Below are 18,722 nucleotides of genomic sequence, written 5' to 3'. Positions count from 1 at the left end.
AGGCAAGGCGGGAGGGACTTTCCCAAGTCTTTCCACGCTTGTGAAGCAACGAAAATACGGGGGTATGGCGCAGTTGGTAGCGCGTCTGCATGGCATGCAGAAGGTCAGGGGTTCGAATCCCCTTACCTCCACCACAGTGGTCTTATTCGAAACATTGGCATCACAAATGCCTCTGAATAGGTCCTCAACGAGCACCGAAAGGGAATCGTCAGATTTGGCGGTTCCCTTTTTCGTGTCCGTGAAGATCCTGTGGGCGTCGCGGGTTCGCTCAAGTGCCTCTTCGTTGTTCATGCCACCCCTAAGGGCTTGATAGCCCTGTGCCGTGGCAGCGAGTGTGGCAAGTGGTTCGCGTAGTAGTGTCCCGGTGACTTCCTCGTCCTCAACGAGGACTTTGATGAAGATGGCTTGGTTGAGTTGCCGTCGTTCCTGATCGGTGGCTGCAAGATAGAGTGCCTCCGGATCGGTGAGGAGGTCTAGGACGAACTCTAGGCGCCTGGCCCCGGCCTCGAGGTCAGCCTCAACGTTCGCCAACTGGTCCCGTACTCGTCTTCGTTGTTCGTCGATGCTTGCGAGTCGTGTACGGACCCTTGCTTTGGGGATGATGCCCTCTGCCACGAGATCCAGAAGATTCTCCTCTTTTGCGTCACAGTCTTCCAACGTTGAAGTTAGCTGCTGTTGGAGCAGTCGGTTAGCTTGTTCCTTCTGCTCCCGCGCTTCCTTGATCCGGGTGCGGGCGAGCTGAATGAATTCGGGGGTGAACCGAAGTTTGGCGTGCTCCTTGACCATGGCATCTTCGAGCCGACTTCGATCTGGATCCAGACCGCCATTCCGGGCATCAAAGCCGTATGCGGGGTGGCCGCGCAGGCCCAGGCCTCCGGCGAACGCTACGACTACGAGCCCGCGGGCCGCGGTGCGTTCCCGCAGGAGGAGGACTGGGACACGCGCGCGTACTTGCGCCATTTGCCGACCGTTTTCGAAGCAGTGCGCACCGAATTCGGCCCGGAAATCCCGCTGCTGCACGACGGCCACCACCGCATGACCCCGATCCAAGCCGCCAAGCTCGGCAAAGCCCTGGAACCTTACGACCTGTTCTGGCTCGAGGACTGCACCCCGGCCGAAAACCAGGAAGGCCTGCGTCTGGTCCGCCAGCACACCACCACCCCGCTGGCGATCGGTGAAATCTTCAACACCGTCTACGACTTCCAGACCCTCATCAAGGAACACCTGATCGACTACGTCCGGGCGGCTTCCACGCACTTCGGCGGCATCTCCCCGTTGAAGAAGGTCATGGATTTCGCGGCGCAGTATCAGATCAAGTCCGGCTTCCACGGCCCCACCGACATTTCCCCGGTCGGTTTCGCCGCCCAGCTGCACGTGGGCCTGGCCATCCACAACTACGGCATCCAGGAGTACATGCAGCACTCGGACAAGACCAACACGGTCTTCGAGCAGTCCATGACATTCAAGGACGGGTATTTGCACCCCGGCGACAAGCCAGGCCTCGGCGTCGAATTCAACGAGGAAGCGGCCAACTCCTTTCCGTACCAGCAGGCATACCTGCCTTACAACCGGCTCGTGGACGGCACCGTTCATGACTGGTGAGGCGGACCTGGCAGGACCCGCCCGCCACCACGTAGTGGTGATGGGCGTCTCCGGCTGCGGGAAGAGCACTGTGGGTGAGGCCCTCGCCGAGGCGATCGGCGCAAAGTATGATTTGAGCGACCGATTCAAAGCCAAACCACGTGAATGCGGCTTGGATCGCAGCCAGACCGCGATGTCCGCGAAGTGACTGCGGTTGCCGTAGCTGCTGTAACCGATGAATCTCTTTCAATACGGGCGGCTGCGGTGGAAGGTCGTCGCGCTCTTTCTGCGCTTCCTGGTTTTGAGTCCGGCGATGCTTTGGCCTCTGCACTCTTATTTGCAGCTGCCCCGGAACGGTTGGCGGTGTATGACAAGCGTGCCCAGGCGGGCCTTGAAAGGCTTGGTTTGACGCTCACGAAGGCGCCAGGTAGGTATGGCCGATATATGGAGTTGGTCGAATCCCTCAGAGACCTGGCCGCGGAACAAGGAGAGCGTTGGAGGGCCCGCGACGTTGAGGTGGCGCTGCACTGGCTTGGCGGACAGACAAGCAGGCGCCTCCACGCCTGGCCTGGCCCGGGTGCGACTCAAAAAATGTCAGTGGTATCTGCGACAGTTTGTTCCATGACTGAACTTGCTTACATGATCCGTAAAGACTGGGGACAGAACGGAACGGCCATGGTTCCGCAGAGCGCCATCCTTCGTGAATGACTGGGCGGTCCGCCGCACCAATTCGTCACCTGCGACTTGAAGCGCTACCACGAACCTGCCAGCGCAGATAAGGAGTTCGCCGAGTTCGTTACCGAGGGAGAACCGCCGGCGGTTGGCACTACTGCGGAGCTTAGAAAGCTTCTCAAGGAGGGTATCCGCGTCGAGCGGGCAATCACGGTAATGCACCCCTATGAAAGGGACGACTGTGAACTTCTCCGTGCGCTCGTAGAGCAGGATTTGCTTGCCAAGCTGTTTGTGATCGTGTGGTCGTCCGCCGATCCAGTGCGTTCTTTGCTTGAAGGACTTGGCGCGATGAACCTCCATACAAACACGGTGCATCCGTTGCCCGACACCATGCTGGTTGAGGCTGGCAAATGTATGGTGCACGAGCAGGAAGGCGGGCTCTCGACGGGACGCGGAAAGGAGGCTGTGGTTCAGCTAATCCGTACCTTTGCGCAGCACGGATACCCCGTGAAGATTGCTCCATGGCTTCGCGCCTTCTTCGCCGCCGGTGGTGACTTTGAACATGCGGAATCGGTGAGCAAGTTGATTTCCGAGATTCAGCGCGGGACAAAACACCGCGTAAAGGCACGATACGGCGACAACATCTTCGAGGTGCTCAAGAAACGGATCAATCCATAGTCATAGGGGGCGGTGTGGTCATTCTCGTTGCAGCGTTGTCGCCACCCAGGTTTTTCCTGCTTATTACCACCAGCCGCGACGGTTTGGATGCCAAGGGCGCAATTGCTCCGTTGGCAAGACGCTGTTCGCGTGAGTTAATCGTGGGGATTTGTATGGTCCAGTGGCGCTCCAGCCGTCCATAAAGGGTTCAAGGTCGGCGGGCCTTGGCTCTGGAACTGATGGGACTCCGATTGGGTGGTTGGCGGGATCAATTTCTGCTTTATATTCTTCGAGACATTGGATCCATGCTTTCGTTGGTCCTCGGAATGGCTCATCGATTGATGCCGCTCTCTCTCGGAGCTCTGTGACGAAGTCGTCTAACTCTGTCGCGAGTCTGCGCCGTCCGAGCTGATTGTAGAGCAGGTCAAGCTTCTTCTCCTGTGTATATCGTTCGACGGCTTTCGCTTTTGCGGTCTCCCATTCGCGTTTGGTGCGTTCCCGTTCTTCATCAGCTTTTCGCCGCTCGTCCGACGCTCGTTCCGCCCGCAGCTCGAGTTCCTGGAGAAGCCGGGGGAGGAACTCCAAGCCGTCGAGGGCGAGCTCGCTCCATTCGTTTCGCCAGAAGGACCGTTCTTGGCCAAGAATCCGGATCTTGAGAGAGTCGGCTTTGACATGGTCAAATTCCCGAGCCTGCCCGCTACGCAGTTCTCTAGGTGTGGGCTTGTGGGGGACTGGCTTGCTTTCCTGGCTTAGGGCAAGAACAAAGCTGCTCTTCTCGATCTCAATCTCGAGATGGCCGGCGTACTGAGGGTCGTTCTGGTAGCGTGGCGCGTTCTCCCATTCGTACCGATTCTTGGGACGTGTTTTGATGCGGTAGCCACGCTCGATGCAGGTGCTGCTCAAAGCCTGAGTGACCAGGAGAGCATGGCGGAAGCACGAAGCGGTCATGTTCAGGTTGTCGCCGCGCAGTTGGAGCCCCGTGACCGCTTCGGATGGTTTGGAAAGGGACCTGGGAATCGTGATTGGCTCAAGGTCGACGTACTGCCATTTCGGCACGAGACCGCGCCTTTTTAGAAACGAAACCTGAGATCGAACGCTCTGGTATTGCTTCGTATCTACGGTCACACTGCCTTCCGCCAAGAGAGAATCGAATAGTTGTTCGCTCTTCGGCTTTGGCTTAGGCAGCCTTGTGGTCGGGGGCGCCGACTGCGAGGGATTCTCCGCGGTCTCCTTTCTTGAAATAGCGGAGGATCCGGGCTCGTTTGTTGATCTTGGCTGGGCGGATTCGATAGTTCCTGGCCTCGCGAGTGCGTCTAGGCCTTGGACTGTAAGGGAGGCAGTCCAGTTGGGTCTGCGTCCCTTAACTGTGACGAGATCTCGGCGAGCCAACCACCCAGCAGAGATGCGGCGAGAGTAGTCCACCAGGATACTTTCGGGATGGCCATCGCGAATCCATTCCAAAATCTCGATCTGATGCGCGGACAGGAAAGGTCGCGATGCCATGAAGGAAGAATGTCAGGAAGAAGGCTGGCTGTCGAGGAAGTTCGTTTTGGCGTTCGGTGTTCGGCCCGGGCCGAAAGGTCGCCGGCCGGGATACCTCTTTCCTGGAGGTGTTGACGACGTGGCGCCGAGGAGGCCGGTGGCGCCGAAGCTTGTGAGAGATGGGTGGTTCCTATCCGGGGGTAGTTAGTTGCTGATCGTCGGTTCCCGGCCAACGAATCCGGATCATCGATTTGGGCTGCGATGAATGCGGCAATGTCGGCGCGGCCAGATTTTGCGAAGACGGCCCGTGTGGCGGCATGGTGCTCTCTCGGGGGCCAGCCGGTAGTTGCGATGCCGGTCTGCGCGCCGGCCAGCGTCAGTTGATGGGTCCGTGGCTGAACGGGATAGTTGCACCGGGGCCCGCCGAGCCAGTCCGCCATCTGCCGGGTCGCGGTGATCGTAGGACGGGCTGTCGCCGGTCCCAGGCCAGCGATGGCGGCTTTTTGTTCCTCGGCCAGGGTGAAGCCGAGTACATCGAGATTCTGGACCATGCGTCCGGCTCGTATGGAATTGGGCATCAGCAGACAATGCGCCGGAAGACTTCTACTCGGGACCGCCGGCACCTTCCCTAACAGTGTTGAGCGAGCCCTGCGAGCTGCATCACCGAAACCGGAAACGCCGCCAGGGGGTCGTTCCTCGTCGGCAGCAGGTTGTTCACTGTTGCTTAGACTTATCACCGCAATCGGCGGCGACTTTGGCCCAGTGGACACCTAAGGCAAAGGTTCCGAATCCGTAAAGGCTATATATCACTAGCTGCATTACGACGTGAACTGGGAAGATCACAGTCAAGAATAGGACAAGTAGGACGAAAATTTCCAGAAGGGACCGAGCCACCAGTCGCCGTTGGTGGCTGGCCGTCAGCCCTTTCCAAGCACGCGCAAGTAACCTCACCACACTCCCTCCTAGGGATAGACCTACGGTCACTCGAAAACCATGGATGAATGAACTGACCCGAAAACGGGGAACCATCCGGTTTAGTAAAACAGGTCGCCGGAATCTTTTGTAGGAACTTAAAGACGTTTTAGTTAACAATTATTCAAATCGAGAAGCAAGCTGTAACTTGCTCGTGGGGGATGAGCATGCACTTGAAGATGTTTGCTGACAGATGCCCCTTCTTGATTGGCCTCAATGCAGAGCACTACTTCGACGAGGAATTTGTCATGCCAGTAATTGATAGCGAACAGTCAAATATTCGAATCGTTCACACGTTAGGTCCCGGAGGAACCAACTGCGAAGCCGCTGCAAGCCTATGGATTAAGTCGAACGGTCATTTACAGGCCACAACAATCCTTCACGGCACCCTTGAGGAGGCTTTGGAAGGACTGCTGCGAGATCCGGATGGCGCTGTTCTTCTCGGATGCGTTGTGTACCCAAATTTGCATGAACTTGTATTCAACAATCTCGAACGCTTGACCCTGGTCGATCAGTTCATCATGCCGACTTTCAACATGTTGCTTGCCTCCCGGGGACAAGAGATCGTTCGTACGGTGGCCAGCCATCCGGCACCCCGAAGTTTGCTCAACGGCCGCGGCCTGAAAGTCACCGAATCCACGAGTAATTCCAAAGCAGCAGAGCTGTGCCGCGATGGATTGGTGGACGCATGCATCACGACGCTGCCAGCCGCGGAGGCTTATGGCCTGACCGTGTTGGAAGATTTCGGGCCTGTTCCTATGGGCTTCACGATCCATGCGCCCAAGTCGACCGCATGAGCGCGATTAGCTGGGTTGACGGGCGCATGGTCATGCGACCTGAACATGAGGTTTCCCTATGGAACCATTCGCTTCATTACGGGTACGGCGTCTTCGAGGGCATCAGGTCCTACAACGTCAACGGTGAAGCCCGGGCCTTCAGGCTCGAAGAACACATCGACAGGCTATGGACGTCTTGTCGCGAAATCGGACTTGAACCGAACGTGACAAGGGAACAGACCATAGATGCTGTTCACGAGGTCCTCATGGCCAATGAATTCGTAGAGGCGTACATCCGCCCGATTGTTTACCTTGGCGAGGGACTGGGAACGCTGCGGGACCGCCGTCCGATTCATACTGCTGTGCTGGCCTGGCAGTGGGACGCAAAGGATGAAAACGGCACGGCGTTTAGGCTTGGTGTCTCTCGGTATCGTCGGCCGGATCCGAAAACTTATCCGTCGTTTGCCAAAGCAACCGGGAATTACCTCCTGTCGAAAACGGCAACTCTCTGGGCAGCACGGCAAGGCTACGACGACGCGGTTCTGCTCGATCACGAAGGCTTTGTCTCCGAAGCTTCAGCGCAGAACCTCTTCATGGTTTCAGACGGAATTCTCGTCACTCCGCACGAGAACCGATGCTTGAAAGGGATTACAAGAGCAACGGTCATACGGTTGGCACTCTCAGAGGGCTTCGCCGTCGAGGAACGGAACATCGACCCGACGGAGCTACTCAGCGCCGATGAAGTTTTCCTGACCAGCACAGCCTCCGAAGTTCTTCCCGTTGAGTCAGTCGACGGGCGACGCACCCGCGATGCGGATGACCGACCGGTCACCACGCTTTTGGCGCGGAGATACAAGGGCCTCGTGTCAAGCCAAACCACCCCGGCAAGGAGGAACTAGCATGCGGAGTGAGGCACTAACTGACCTCCACAGCTCTGTTGAACTTAGGATCCGTGAGCATGGAATCGGAACGCCGACTATCTCAGATGTCTTGGATGCCTTAGGTATCCGGGGGTGCGTGCTTGACTCCCGTCTTGGATTCCTCAACGGTACGCCAACAACGGTGGTCCACGGTGCTGCCTATCCAGTGCGCTGGCACTCAGTACGCAAGGGTCCGGCGATTACTGCCCCAGGTCCAAGCACGTGGGAGGAAGTCCGGAATTTCATCGTTCCGGAGCTTACGGACGGGCGCGGTCAGGTCTACATCGCCGGATCGGGCCCGCTAATGACGGACGCAGCAATGCTAGGCGGTATGTCAACGATGTATCTATCGCAAAATCTTCGCTTTGAAGCGATCGTCCTGGGCGGAGCCATTCGGGACAGGAAGGTCGTCCAGCACATACCAACCGCCGTTGTCGGCTCTGGCTTCATTCCTGTTGATTCCCAAGGTGCTTTCGAAGCAGTAAGCGATGTGGACCACTGCATTATCAACGGGGTCGTTGTGCATCGTGGCGATTGGGTCATTTCAGATGGCGATGGCACCGTCATCATCCCACGCGCCAAGCTGGAGGAAGTTCTCGAAAGATGTGCAGAGATCGAGAAAACCGAGGAGCTCATGCTCGGCAAGATCCGCAACGGCGCATACCTGCCCGAACTAATAGACAAAGTCGGCCGAATCTAACTATCGATTGAGAGGATCATCATGAACGACTATGTGAAAATCACCAAACCGGAACTCGACCTCGATGAACTCCAGGAGTCCTTTGAGAACATTCCACTCGACAAACACTTCAAGGGGGGGTACCGGCACAGGACACAGTCCCGGTTCTCCTTCGAAAACGGCACCATCGTTCGCTTGGAGAACGTCGAGCTATTTCAAAGCTCGGACATCAATCGACTCGAAAACTACGGCGGCATCCGCAGGGACTACAACGACCTTCCAGAAGGAATTGAAGAAAGCGCCGCGTTCAAGGCCCTGATTCAGCACTGGGCCGAGGGAATCGACGCCCCCGCTTTCAACTTTTCCGCACATCAAATCCGGACACTCGGCGCCGGCGAGCCCGTTCCAGAGGGCCGCCACCGCGACGGCTACGAGTACGTCGGAGTGTTCGTCGTTGACAGGCACGACATCACTGACGAGTCGGCGCTGACCTCAGTCTGGGAAATCGGAACCGACAAGAAGATCGTCGACAACATCGTGCTTCGCCCGGGAGAACTCGTCAGTTTCGATGACCGCCGTGTCATCCATGACGCATCGCCCTTGATACCTATTGACGAGAGCACCGCGCGGCGAGACGTCATCATCCTCACGTACCCCGATCATCGGGAAATTCTCGAACACGGCGAAGTGCCCGAGATCAGGAACTGACAGTGGCATCCCTGCATACGAAGTCATCGGAAGCGGAAGTACACGAGGTGTTTCCCGGCGCCCATGGACGCTTCCTCCACGGCGACGCAATGACCGTTGCGACCTGGATCCTCGAATCCGGTTCAGTGATTCCCGAACACAGCCATCCACATGAACAGATTGTCAACGTTCTCTCCGGAGAGTTCCATATGAAGGTTGGCGCGGATACTTTTGAACTGGTGGCTGGCGACGGGTTAGTCATCCCTGGCGGTGTACTGCATTCCGGCACCGCCACAACCGAAGTCAGGTGTATCGATGTGTTCACACCTGTACGCGAAGATTACAAAATCTGACCACCCACTCTGACGCCCGGGAGACCCCTTGACGATTGCCTCAACAGGAGCATTTCTAGCATTCGCGTTCGCAGTATCAATGTCTCCCGGGCCCAATAACGTCTTAGTCGCTTCATTAGCGGTCGGCAGACCATTCCGCACCGCGCTGCCAGCCATCTTTGGCATATCCGTAGGATTCCTCGCACTTCTTGCTCTGACAAACACCGGGGTCGGATCGCTAATTCAGAGCGTGCCAGCAGTGTCCATGTCACTCAAGATAATTGGCGCTGCGTACCTACTCTATCTGGCCTGGAAAATATTCAGCAGTGACCCCTCGATACCGTCTCAGTCACCGGCAGCTGCCGGATTCTGGAAACTCGGCGCTCTCCAGGTCGTGAACCCGAAAGCGTGGCTGATGGCGCTGACGGCATCGGCCACCTACCCAGCGACCCTCGGTGGAGGAATCCAGGGTCTCGTTCTCATGGGACTGCTTTTTACGGCGGTCAACCTCATATCGAACAGCGTTTGGGCCCTCCTTGGCCAAGGAGGGTCCCGACTGATCCGGACAACGGACGGGCTGAGAAATCTGAACCGGACTCTCGGTGTTCTTTTGTTACTGTCCGTAGTCATGTTGTTCCTCTAGACGGTGGCATGAACCAGTATGGAAAATGCGGGTGACTGCTACCAAAGGAGCAAAATGTCGATTCTGAAGCTGCTCAAGGAAGACCTTCAGGCGGCCAAATCCCAAGACCCCGCCGCAACCAACCTCTTCGAAGTCGCAATGGTCTATTCAGGGGTTCACGCGATTTGGAGCCATCGTCTGGCGCACGCGATGTGGCAGAGACCGCACCTGAAAGGTCTGGCGAGGGTATTCTCCCAAGCGTCAAAGGCTCTCACCGGAATCGAAATTCACCCCGGAGCAACCATCGGACGACGACTGTTCATCGACCACGGCACTGGCATCGTCATAGGTGAAACCGCCGAAATAGGTGACGACGTTCTCATGTACCAGGGGGTCACCCTGGGCGGACGGGCACTGAGCAAGACGAAACGGCACCCCACCATCGGGAACCACGTGATGCTCGGCGCGGGGTCCAAGATCTTGGGCCCCATCACGGTCGGGGATGACTCCGCCGTGGGTGCGAACGCCGTCGTCGTCCGCGACGTTCCGCCACGTTCCGTAGCGATCGGTATTCCCGCGACTTCCCGCCGGAAAAACCCCGATGCGGCGGCGGATCCAAGAATAGATTTTATCGACCCTGCTCTCTTGATATAAGGAAACTGGATCAAGAGCCCAGATCTCCCTCGACCCATCGCCAAAGTGACTGTCGTCTGAGTCCAGCAAATCGCTTCGTTGTGATCGACCGCCGGGCCAGCGGCGGCGCAAAGGTGGGTCCCGATTAAGCTGCGATGGCGGGCGACGATGGCTTCTAGATTGGTAAGGATGCAGTCCTGTCCGCGCCTGATACAGACGCGCGGGATCGCGTCCGCGTAGCGGGCGTGGCGCCGGCGGCTGCACTTGCTCGGTCCAATTCTGTCCATCCCACCAGCGCGTGGTGCCCGTTCCATCGTCGTACCATCCCGCTGTAGTCCCCATCGGTCCTCTTCTCCATGGTTTCCGGTCCGCTCGTGGATCACGCGCGTGCGGACCAGTCTATGGACATGAGTTAGGGCTGGGTCACTTAACGAGTACGAGCCCCGTCCTTCGGGACGGGGCTCGTACTCGTAACAGTGCGGACTTGCTGCGTCCGTCGGTGCGCGTTAGCGGTAGGCCTCCCGCTAAGCGATCGGTGTGGGTGGTTGTTCGCCGCGGAGCACGGCGAGGGTGTTGTCGGCGGCGAGAACGGCCATGGCCGTGCGCGTCTCAACGGTGGCCGAGCCGAGGTGCGGCACGAGAACGACGTTTTCCAGGTCCAGCAGTTCCGGGTAAACCTGGGGTTCCTTCTCGAAGACGTCCAGGCCTGCGCCGGCAATGACGCCGGTGCGCAGGGCGGTGGCAAGGGCGGCTTCGTCGATGATCGGTCCGCGGGCGGTGTTCACCAGGTAGGCCGTGCTCTTCATCGCCGAGAGCTCTTCGGCGCCGATGAGGTGGTGCGTGGCGGGCCCGTAGGGGCAGTGCAGGGACACGACGTCGGAAACGGCCAGCAGTTCATCCAGCTCGACCCGCCGGGCGCCCAGTTCGGCCGCGACCGCGGGATCGATCTCGCTGCGGGACTGGTACACGATGTCCATGCCGAAGGCCTTGGCCCGGCGCGCGGTCGCCTGGCCGATGCCGCCCATGCCGACGACGCCGAGGGTCTTGCCCTGCAGGCTGGACCCGAGCAGGAAGAACATGCCCCACTTCCACGCCTGTCCGGCGCGGATGAGCCGTTCGCCCTCACCAAGCCGGCGGGTCGCCATGAGGATCAACCCGAACGCGATGTCCGCGGTCGCCTCGGTGAGCACGCCGGGGGTGTTCGTGGCGGTGATGCCCCGCGCGGTGCAGGCCGGCACGTCGATGTTGTCATAGCCGACGGCGACGTTGGAGACGACCTTTAGCTGAGGGCCGGCGGCGTCGAGGAGTTCGCCGTCGATGCGTTCGGTGAGCAGGCTGACGATGGCGTCGGCGCCGGCCACGCGGGCCAGGAGCTCCTCGCGGCCGATGGATTCCGTGCCGGTCCAGGCGTCGACCTCGTGTTCGGCGCGGAGATTTTCGAGCGCGGCTTCGGGGATCCGCCCCGTGACGACGACGCGGCTCATGCGGACACGATCCATTCGCGCAGGCGTCCGAGGCCGTCACGGATGTCTGCCGCCTCGATGCCGGAGTAGGCCAGGCGGATGTACTGCCGCTCCTCACCGGGCAGGCGCCGACCGAAGTGTTCACGGGTGCAGAAGGACACGCCCGTCTTGTACAGGGCGTCGGTGGCGAAGTCGCCCACCGCCGTGTAACCCATGCGCTCCATGGCCTCGGTGACGTCCGGGAACAGGTAGAACGTGGACTGCGGCACGGCGACGTGCATTCCGGGGATGGAATTCACGAGCTCGCAGGCGGTGTCGCGGCGCTTCTGCAGGACGTCGAGCATCTGCTGCACGGAGTCCTGGGGGCCGCGGAGCGCTTCGATGCCGGCCCACTGCACGTAGTGCGTGGTGCAGGATTCATCGTTGGTGTTCAGCGTGCTGAGCACCTGGGCGATTTCGCGCGGGGCGACGGCGCAGCCCAGGCGTGAGCCGGTCATGGCGAACTTCTTGCTGAAGGTGTAGAGGATGACCGTACGTTCGGCCATGCCGGGAATCGATGCGATCGAGCTCGAGACCCCTTCGTAGCGGGTCTCGAAGTAGGCCTCGTCCGAAAGCACCCAGAGGTCGTGTTCGATCGCGATCTGTGCGATGGCCTCGCGCTCGGCGGCGGTCGACTCGGCCGAGATCGGGTTCTGCAGGTCGTTGTAGATGATCGCGGCGGTGTTCGGGGTAATCGAGGCGCGGATCTGGTCCAGGTCGATCGCGAACCCGGTGCTCGTGGGAACGTAACGGTAGGGCACGGCCGTGCCGCCAAGGTACTCGATCTGCGATTCGTAGATCGGGAAGCCCGGGTTGGGGTAGAGCACTTCCTGACCGGGGTTCATGACCGCCTGCAGGAACTTCGTGATGACGGGCTTGCCGCCGGTCATCACGACCACGTTCTCGGGGGTGAACTCGATGCCGCGGCGGGAGCCGAGGTCCTCGGCAAGGGCCTCGCGCAGCTGCGGGATGCCGGGGCCGGGGCAGTAGCCCGTGTAGCCGTCAGCGATTGCACGGTTCATAGCCTCCACGATGTTCGGAGCGGTGGGGATGTTGATGTCGCCCAGATGGAAGGGGTACACGAGGTTCCCCTTCGCCTTCCAAGCGGCGGCGGCCTGGGCGACGCTGAACGCGGTTTCGGTGCCCAGGCGTTCGAGCCGGTGCGCGAGTTTCTGCATGTGCTGTTTCACTCCTCATCGAGTTGACGATCGATCCTCCGGCGGAATCCGGTCTAGTATATGATTGATATATCAGATCGCAAAGTGTGATCTTCATCTCATTGGAACTATGTCGGGAATCGCGATCCCCGCGGACGGGCATACCTCCGCCAGTCCTGCGGGGGAGGGTCCTTCCGCCGTCGGCTACCTGAAGTCCCGCGACTTGGGCGCTGCCGGCAGGCCCAGGGCTTCCAGCCTGTCCGCCACCAGGTTGGTGACGCCGTCCGGCGAGCGCTCCAGGAATCCGCGCACGACAAGGGCCACAGCTTCCCGTGCCACCCGGCGGTGCCGTTTCCAAAGCCCCACGCTGCAGATCACGTTGAGGATGCCGCTTTCATCTTCCAGATTGACGAAGGTGATGCCCTGCGCGGTCTGTGGCCTCTGCCGGTGCGTGACGAGCCCGGCGGCTTCGATACGCGTGCCGGAGGCAACCCCGGAAAGACTGTCGATCCGCAGCACCCCGCGTTGCTCAAGGCTGCCGCGCACATGCCGCATGGGATGGTCATCCGTGCTGACCCCGGTGGACCAGAGATCCTGGATGACGCTCTCCTGCGGCGAGAGTTCCGGCAACAGCGGCAACTGGACAGGCAACTGCGTTCCCGGCAACTGTCCCTGCCGCTCCAAAGCCGCGCTGCCCGCCTGCCACAACGCTTCGCGGCGGCTCAACCCCAGGGAATCGAGGGCACCGGAGGAGGCGAGCGCTTCCAATTGTTCGGAGCTGAGATCCGCCCGGCGGGAGAGGTCCGCCATGTCCCGGTAGGGGCCGTTCTCCTCGCGCTCTGCAACGATCCGTTTCGCCACTTCGGTTCCGATGTTCGTCACCCCGTCCAGGCCGAGGCGCACCGCATGGGAGCCGTCCCTGCGGTGCAGGTGGTCTTCTGCCGGCAGTTCCGGGCGGAACGGTCCGGGCTCGGGCTGCTCGGGGAGCAGGCAGGAGTCCAGGCCGCCGCTACGGGAGGCGGCCGGGGCACCCGCCGCCCGGCCGGCGTCGTACTCCTCCAACAGCTCGAGCGTCGCTTCGGCCCGGGAACGGAGGATGTCGGGCCGGAGCACCTTGACCCCGTGCCGGCGGGCATCGGCCACCAGGCTCTGCGGGGAGTAGAAGCCCATGGGCTGGGCACGGAGCAGCGCCGCGAGGAACGCCCCGGGATAGTGCAGCTTCAGCCAGGAACTCGCATAGACCAGCACCGCGAAACTGAGCGAGTGCGATTCGGCGAAACCGAAGTTGGCGAAGGCTTCGATCTTGGCGTAGATCTGGTCGGCGTCGTCCTTGCTGATCCCGTTGGCTGCCATCCCGTCGTACAGTTTGGCCTTGAGGGATTCGATCCTTTCCACGCCGCGCTTGGAGCCCATCGCCCGGCGGAGCAAATCCGCGTCCTCCGCACTGCAGCCGCCCACGGCGACGGCCATCTGCATCAGTTGTTCCTGGAACAAGGGGACGCCAAGGGTCCGTTCCAGCACGGGCTCCAGCAGCGGGTGGAGGTAGGTGACCTTCTCTTCTCCGGAGCGGCGGCGGATGTAGGGATGCACGGCGCCGCCCTGCACGGGGCCGGGGCGGATGAGGGCAATCTCCACCACGAGGTCGTAGTATCTCCGTGGTTTCAGGCGGGGCAGGGTGCTGATCTGGGCGCGGGATTCCACCTGGAACACCCCGATCGAATCGGCGCGGCAGAGCATGTCGTACACCGCGGGTTCTTCCTTGGGGATGGTCTCTATTTTCCAGTGCTCCCCGAAGTTGTCCGCGATCAGGTCGAAGCAGTACTGCAGGGCCGCGAGCATCCCCAGGCCCAGGAGGTCGAACTTGACCAGGCCCATCCATTCGCAGTCGTCCTTGTCCCACTGCAGCACCGTGCGGTCCTCCATCCGGGCGTGCTCGATCGGCACCACTTCGCCCACGGGCCGTTCCGTCAGGACCATCCCGCCGGAGTGGATGCCCAGGTGCCGCGGGAAGCCCATGATCCGTTCGGCCAGTTCCAGGACGGGCCCCGGTATGCCGTCATCCTTGCCTTCCTCGACGCCGTTCCAGCGGTCGATCCGCTTGGACCAGGCATCCTGCTGGCCTTGGCTGTAGCCCAGTGCCTTGGCCATGTCCCGGACGGCGTTCTTCGGCCGGTAGCTGATGACGTTGGCGACCTGCGCCGCGTTGAACCGCCCGTACTTGCCGTAGACGTACTGGATGACTTCCTCCCGGCGGTCGGAATCGAAGTCGACGTCGATATCCGGCTCCTCCTCCCGGAGGCTTGAGAGGAAGCGTTCGAACGGCAGTTTGTAGAAGATGCTGTCGACGGCGGTGATCCCCAGGGCAAAGCAGACGGCGGAATTCGCCGCCGAACCACGGCCCTGGCAGAGGATGCCGCGCGACCGGGCAAACTGCACGATGTCATGGACGATCAGGAAGTAGCCGGGGAAGTCCTTCGCCTCGATCACGGCGAGTTCCTGTTCGATCCGGGCATGGACGTCCGCCCCGGCGCCCGGATACTTCGCCGCGACCCCTTGCCTGACGAGTTCGCGCAGCCAGGAGATGGGAGTGTGCCCAGAGGGGACATTGAGCTTCGGAAGTTTCGGCCGGGCGGCCCGCAGCTGGAAGGCAAGGTCGTCGGCCAGTTCCACGGTGCGCTCCACGGCACCGGGATAGCGGGCGAAGCGCGCGGCCATCTCCGCCCCGCTGCGCAGGTGCGCGCCGGAGCTGGACGGAAGCCAGGCATCCAGCTCGTCCAGGCTCCGCCGCGCCCTGACCGCGGCGAGCGCCGTGGCCACGGGATACTGTTCGGGCCTGGCGTAGTGCACGGCGTTGCTGGCCACCAGGGGAACCCTGGCCCGCGCCGCGATCCGGGCGAGGGCATCGTTGTGGTCCGTGTCCAGCGGGTTGCCGTGGTCGAAAAGTTCCACCCCCACATTCCCGTGCCCGAAGCGTTCCCGTAGGGCATCAAGTTCCCTGGCCGCAGCGCGCTCGCCCTCCGACAGCAGCGCCCGGCGCACCGCCCCTTTGCGGCAGCCGGTCAGGACCAGGCAATGGCCGTGGAGTGTTTCGGCCAGGGAATCGAGCTCGTAGACCGGTTTGCCCTTCTCCGCACCGGGAGCCAGATGGGCTGCGGTCAGCGCGGAGGCCAGCCGGTGGTAACCCTCCTCCCCGCGGGCAAGGACGAGCAGATGGTCACCTTCGGGATCGGCTTCGCCGTGCTGGGGTTTGCCCAGGCCAAGGGAGAGTTCACTGCCGAACACGGTCTTCAGCTGGTAGGCCTCCGCGGCTTCGGCCATCCGCACGATTCCGTAGAAACCGTCGTGGTCGCTGAGTGCGAGGGCATGCAGGCCCAGCCGCACCGCCTCCTCCACGAGTTCCTCCGGCGAGGAGGCGCCGTCGAGGAAACTGTAGTGCGAGTGGGCGTGCAGTTCCGCGTAGGGGACCGATCCCTGCACCGCGGGAAGAGCCTGGGCGGGCAGAGGATGATAGGGGCCGCGTTTCCGGGACCAGGCAGGGCTGTCCCCGCCGTCGCCCTTGCGCCCGTGTTCCCCGGCAGGGAGCCTGCCGGAGAGGGTGCCCTCGAACTGCGCCCAGGTGAGCGGTGAATTGTGCCAGCCCATGTCGGTCTTTCTTGCTTGGTGTTGCTGGGGCCAGGGGAGCGGAGCCGCCTAGTCGTAGCGGGCTTCGGCCCACCAGCGGTCTCCGGTCAGGAGCAGGAGCCAGGCGTCGCCGTCGCCGTCGACGATCTGGAAGCGTTCGGCATGACGACGGCGGCCCTCGTCCCACCAGCGCTGACGCAGCGGCCAGGGGCCGGTCCATTCAGCCACCGGCCGGCGCGGCGCGATGCTTTCCCCGGCGGCATCCGGGCAGAACCAACGCGGCGGGGAAAGCAGGGTGCCGCGCTGGTCCGTGCGGACTGTTTCCCCGGCTGCGTCCAGCAGCAGCACCGGAACAGGGGAAGCGAAGACCGTGGCAGGCTGCGGATCCGGAATGCTCCCGGGCCAGGGCCTTGCCGCCTGGCCGGCCGCCTCCCGCGGAACGGGGTCGCCCCACGGCGTGAGCAGCCGCCGTTCGTTGAGGACCCGGCCGCCGGAGACGGCAGGAACCAGCACGGCTTCCTGCCCCAGCATGCTCTGGAGCCGGCTCAGTCCGTGATGGATCTTTTCCTCGGCACCTTCACCGAACAGGGCCTGCCCGTGGCCGGTAATGGAGTCCACCCGCCCGGGGATCAGCTCCACGCGGACGATCGCCGAGGTGATGCCGCCCGCGCTGTGGCCGCCGGAGGGGTCTGCCGAGCGGGGCTGAAGCTGCCAGCGCACGCGGTCGACGACGTCGTTCGCCGTGAAATGGCGGGGATGGCCCCACAGGCGCTCAGAGCGGGAGCCGGAGTCGTCCAGCAGGGCGACTTTGAGTTCCGTGCACACCAGCCCTGCGTCCTGCAGCGCCTCGATGAACTCCCCGGCAGGTGCCCGCAGCTGGAAGGCGATCTGGTCGATGCGGTCCAGGCCGGGTTCGAAATCCACCTGCCGGTCCAGCTTCCGCGGCGGCACCCGGGGCACCACCGTCTTGGGATCTTCGCCGCCGGCCATGGCATGGGCCAGAGCGCCGGCCTCGCCGAAGCGGGCGCGGACATCGGAGAGGGGAAGCCGGGTGAAATCCCCGAGGGTATGGATGCCGAGCCGTTTCAACAAGGAGGCCAGCTTCGGCTGTTCCAGTGCTTCCACGGGGAACGGGGCCAGGAAATCCCGTGACGTTTGCGGCGGCAGCACCAGGAACGCGATGCTTTCGGTGGTGCTCCGGGCGGCCTGCACAGCGGCGAAGACGGAATCGGCAACCCCCACCCGGGCCTCAACTCCCAGGGAATCGGCAGCGTCAAGCACGGCCCCGGCTGCTGATTCCTCGCTGCCGTAATACCGGGCTGCACCACGGACCCGGACAGCGCACAAACCCGGACGCAGCACTTCCACCCCCGGGCTACGCTCTTCCAGGGAGGCGAGGACGGGCTCGAATTCCCGGGCATCCCGCAACGGGTCCGCCGGGCATACTGCCAGCGAAGTGCACCGGGTCTGGGCTTCCCGGAGCCGCAGGCCCCGGACCACGCCCTCCCCGCGGGCTTCTGCCGAACACGCCGCCACCCTGCCCTGGGAGATGACCGCGGCGGGAACATCGGCCGGAAGCTCATCCGCCAGGCGGGCCGCAACAAGCGGCCAGTCGGGGAACCAGGCCACCATCGCCCGTGAAACCGTTCCGCCGGGCATGGCTCAGGCCCCTATCCGGTACGCCGGGGCGTCTTCCGACACCCTGCCGGCAAGGTCCACGACGGCGGTCCGGGAGGCGCCCCGCAAGGCCACTTCGAGCCGGAGCTCCTGGCGGGCAAGATGCCCGTGCCCCTGGCCAAGGCCCTCCCATTCGTGGCCGCTGACCCGCAGGACAGCCTCGCTTTGCGGCCAATGCCCTGCCACGAGGAGAACGGAACCGCGCTCGCGGAGCCTGGCCCCGAGGCGGGCGGCTTCTGCAGGTGCTGCCCGGGCCGGGGCACAGGCAAGGACCACGGGGAGGACGTCAGCCATGGCAGCGAGCACCTGCATCCAGCGCTCGCCGGGGTCGGGGACCAGGACCAGCCGTTCCAATGCGACGCCGAACCCTGCCGCCGCTTCGACCCCGAAGTCGGGCAGCCCCATTACTCCGCACCAGGAGCCCTGCAGCGACGGGCCAGCCAGCAGGGCCATGGCCAGGGACATGGAACCCTGCAGGGAATACACGCGCTCCGGGCCGGAGTCCTCCTGGCAGGACTGCCTTAAGTGCCGGAAGCACGGGCAGGGAATGTTCCCGTGCGCGCCTGCCCTGCAGGAGGTGGATCCTGGCCTGCAGGTCCTCGCCCGGCGAAGAGCGCAAGGGGCCGGGAGGGAGATCGGGTAGTGCTTCTGGCATACTCCAATATTCGAATATATGTTCGAATACGTCAATTGCCGCGGGGCTGCCTGGAGGAGAGGGGGTTCCGTTCCCGCCTGCACCTTGGCATGGTTTT

15 protein-coding genes, 1 tRNA gene and 2 pseudogenes are annotated in these 18,722 nt (G+C 62.2%); 11 read left to right on the top strand and 7 right to left on the bottom strand.

Translation table 11 applies throughout. From position 1 onward, the window contains the following. Nucleotides 1-58 precede the first annotated feature (58 nt). The 4 genes and pseudogenes from ACZ9CK_RS09885 to ACZ9CK_RS09870 all read left to right on the top strand — a co-directional run bounded on the left by ACZ9CK_RS09885 (nucleotide 59) and on the right by ACZ9CK_RS09870 (nucleotide 2,931). Nucleotides 59-134 (top strand) — tRNA-Ala (locus ACZ9CK_RS09885). Nucleotides 135-804: 670 nt separating this feature from the next. Then, nucleotides 805-1,602: pseudogene (locus ACZ9CK_RS09880) on the top strand (enolase C-terminal domain-like protein); the annotation flags it as partial. After that, nucleotides 1,592-1,789 carry a hypothetical protein gene (locus tag ACZ9CK_RS09875; protein ID WP_476049864.1) on the top strand — a complete coding sequence of 66 codons (198 nt, stop codon included), beginning with the start codon at nucleotides 1,592-1,594 and terminating at the stop codon, nucleotides 1,787-1,789. The pseudogene ACZ9CK_RS09880 and the gene ACZ9CK_RS09875, both read left to right, overlap by 11 nt. A 536-nt stretch (nucleotides 1,790-2,325) precedes the next feature. After that, the gene (locus ACZ9CK_RS09870; RefSeq protein ID WP_476049863.1) at nucleotides 2,326-2,931 is read left to right on the top strand and encodes a hypothetical protein; all 606 of its coding nucleotides are present in this window, start codon (nucleotides 2,326-2,328) and stop codon (nucleotides 2,929-2,931) included. A gap of 63 nt (nucleotides 2,932-2,994) precedes the next feature. Here ACZ9CK_RS09870 and ACZ9CK_RS09865 read toward each other — a convergent pair whose 3' ends face one another. Further along, complete coding sequence (locus ACZ9CK_RS09865) at nucleotides 2,995-3,966, bottom strand: hypothetical protein (RefSeq protein ID WP_476049862.1); 972 nt, start codon at nucleotides 3,964-3,966, stop codon at nucleotides 2,995-2,997. A 1,559-nt stretch (nucleotides 3,967-5,525) separates the two neighbouring features. On the opposite strand from ACZ9CK_RS09865, the gene ACZ9CK_RS09860 reads away from it, so the two are divergent. The 7 genes from ACZ9CK_RS09860 (at nucleotide 5,526) to epsC (ending at nucleotide 10,034) form a co-directional block, all read left to right on the top strand. Next, nucleotides 5,526-6,161: a prephenate dehydratase domain-containing protein gene (locus ACZ9CK_RS09860; protein WP_476049861.1), complete on the top strand. Its 636-nt coding sequence runs from the start codon at nucleotides 5,526-5,528 to the stop codon at nucleotides 6,159-6,161. Further along, nucleotides 6,158-7,039, top strand: a complete 882-nt coding sequence (locus tag ACZ9CK_RS09855; RefSeq protein WP_476049860.1) for a branched-chain amino acid transaminase — start codon at nucleotides 6,158-6,160, stop codon at nucleotides 7,037-7,039. Before ACZ9CK_RS09860 ends, ACZ9CK_RS09855 begins: the two co-directional genes overlap by 4 nt. Beyond that, entirely contained in the window at nucleotides 6,951-7,760 is an 810-nt protein-coding gene (locus ACZ9CK_RS09850) for an RraA family protein (RefSeq protein ID WP_476049859.1), read from the top strand. The genes ACZ9CK_RS09855 and ACZ9CK_RS09850 overlap by 89 nt, the downstream gene beginning before the upstream one ends. A gap of 21 nt (nucleotides 7,761-7,781) precedes the next feature. Then, nucleotides 7,782-8,447, top strand: a complete 666-nt coding sequence (locus tag ACZ9CK_RS09845) for a 2OG-Fe dioxygenase family protein (protein ID WP_476049858.1) — start codon at nucleotides 7,782-7,784, stop codon at nucleotides 8,445-8,447. A 2-nt stretch (nucleotides 8,448-8,449) separates the two neighbouring features. After that, nucleotides 8,450-8,779, top strand: a complete 330-nt coding sequence (locus ACZ9CK_RS09840) for a cupin domain-containing protein (protein WP_476049857.1) — start codon at nucleotides 8,450-8,452, stop codon at nucleotides 8,777-8,779. Between the two features lie 79 nt (nucleotides 8,780-8,858). Next, nucleotides 8,859-9,401, top strand: a complete 543-nt coding sequence (locus ACZ9CK_RS09835) for a LysE family translocator (protein WP_476050889.1) — start codon at nucleotides 8,859-8,861, stop codon at nucleotides 9,399-9,401. Between the two features lie 54 nt (nucleotides 9,402-9,455). Beyond that, complete coding sequence (gene epsC / locus ACZ9CK_RS09830; RefSeq protein ID WP_476049856.1) at nucleotides 9,456-10,034, top strand: serine O-acetyltransferase EpsC; 579 nt, start codon at nucleotides 9,456-9,458, stop codon at nucleotides 10,032-10,034. 261 nt (nucleotides 10,035-10,295) lie between these two features. Here the strand turns inward: epsC and ACZ9CK_RS09825 are convergent. The 6 genes and pseudogenes from ACZ9CK_RS09825 to ACZ9CK_RS09800 form a co-directional block, all read right to left on the bottom strand. Beyond that, a pseudogene (locus ACZ9CK_RS09825) lies at nucleotides 10,296-10,355 on the bottom strand (DUF2510 domain-containing protein); the annotation flags it as partial. 182 nt (nucleotides 10,356-10,537) lie between these two features. Further along, entirely contained in the window at nucleotides 10,538-11,497 is a 960-nt protein-coding gene (locus ACZ9CK_RS09820) for a 2-hydroxyacid dehydrogenase (RefSeq protein ID WP_426297976.1), read from the bottom strand. Beyond that, nucleotides 11,494-12,693: a pyridoxal phosphate-dependent aminotransferase gene (locus tag ACZ9CK_RS09815; RefSeq protein WP_426297974.1), complete on the bottom strand. Its 1,200-nt coding sequence runs from the start codon at nucleotides 12,691-12,693 to the stop codon at nucleotides 11,494-11,496. The genes ACZ9CK_RS09820 and ACZ9CK_RS09815 overlap by 4 nt, the downstream gene beginning before the upstream one ends. A gap of 183 nt (nucleotides 12,694-12,876) precedes the next feature. After that, nucleotides 12,877-16,314 carry an error-prone DNA polymerase gene (locus tag ACZ9CK_RS09810; protein ID WP_476049855.1) on the bottom strand — a complete coding sequence of 1,146 codons (3,438 nt, stop codon included), beginning with the start codon at nucleotides 16,312-16,314 and terminating at the stop codon, nucleotides 12,877-12,879. Between the two features lie 48 nt (nucleotides 16,315-16,362). Then, nucleotides 16,363-17,952 carry a DNA polymerase Y family protein gene (locus tag ACZ9CK_RS09805; protein ID WP_476049853.1) on the bottom strand — a complete coding sequence of 530 codons (1,590 nt, stop codon included), beginning with the start codon at nucleotides 17,950-17,952 and terminating at the stop codon, nucleotides 16,363-16,365. 3 nt (nucleotides 17,953-17,955) lie between these two features. Further along, nucleotides 17,956-18,456: a hypothetical protein gene (locus ACZ9CK_RS09800; RefSeq protein ID WP_476049852.1), complete on the bottom strand. Its 501-nt coding sequence runs from the start codon at nucleotides 18,454-18,456 to the stop codon at nucleotides 17,956-17,958. Nucleotides 18,457-18,722: the final 266 nt, after the last annotated feature.

This window comes from Arthrobacter sp. TE26545 (genome assembly GCF_056279005.1).
Note: the sequence above shows the minus strand (reverse complement) of the source record. Positions and strands in the feature narration are given on the sequence as shown.

What these genes read in the sequence shown, in the direction of transcription:
- ACZ9CK_RS09860 (WP_476049861.1), top strand. Translation starts at nt 5,526, where the DNA reads ATGAGCATGCACTTGAAGATGTTTGCTGACAGATGCCCCTTCTTGATT.
- ACZ9CK_RS09855 (WP_476049860.1), top strand. Translation starts at nt 6,158, where the DNA reads ATGAGCGCGATTAGCTGGGTTGACGGGCGCATGGTCATGCGACCTGAA.
- ACZ9CK_RS09850 (WP_476049859.1), top strand. Translation starts at nt 6,951, where the DNA reads ATGCGGATGACCGACCGGTCACCACGCTTTTGGCGCGGAGATACAAGG.
- ACZ9CK_RS09820 (WP_426297976.1), bottom strand. Translation starts at nt 11,497, where the DNA reads ATGAGCCGCGTCGTCGTCACGGGGCGGATCCCCGAAGCCGCGCTCGAA.
- ACZ9CK_RS09815 (WP_426297974.1), bottom strand. Translation starts at nt 12,693, where the DNA reads ATGCAGAAACTCGCGCACCGGCTCGAACGCCTGGGCACCGAAACCGCG.
- ACZ9CK_RS09845 (WP_476049858.1), top strand. Translation starts at nt 7,782, where the DNA reads ATGAACGACTATGTGAAAATCACCAAACCGGAACTCGACCTCGATGAA.
- ACZ9CK_RS09875 (WP_476049864.1), top strand. Translation starts at nt 1,592, where the DNA reads ATGACTGGTGAGGCGGACCTGGCAGGACCCGCCCGCCACCACGTAGTG.
- ACZ9CK_RS09805 (WP_476049853.1), bottom strand. Translation starts at nt 17,952, where the DNA reads ATGCCCGGCGGAACGGTTTCACGGGCGATGGTGGCCTGGTTCCCCGAC.
- ACZ9CK_RS09835 (WP_476050889.1), top strand. Translation starts at nt 8,859, where the DNA reads ATGTCTCCCGGGCCCAATAACGTCTTAGTCGCTTCATTAGCGGTCGGC.
- ACZ9CK_RS09810 (WP_476049855.1), bottom strand. Translation starts at nt 16,314, where the DNA reads ATGGGCTGGCACAATTCACCGCTCACCTGGGCGCAGTTCGAGGGCACC.
- epsC (WP_476049856.1), top strand. Translation starts at nt 9,456, where the DNA reads ATGTCGATTCTGAAGCTGCTCAAGGAAGACCTTCAGGCGGCCAAATCC.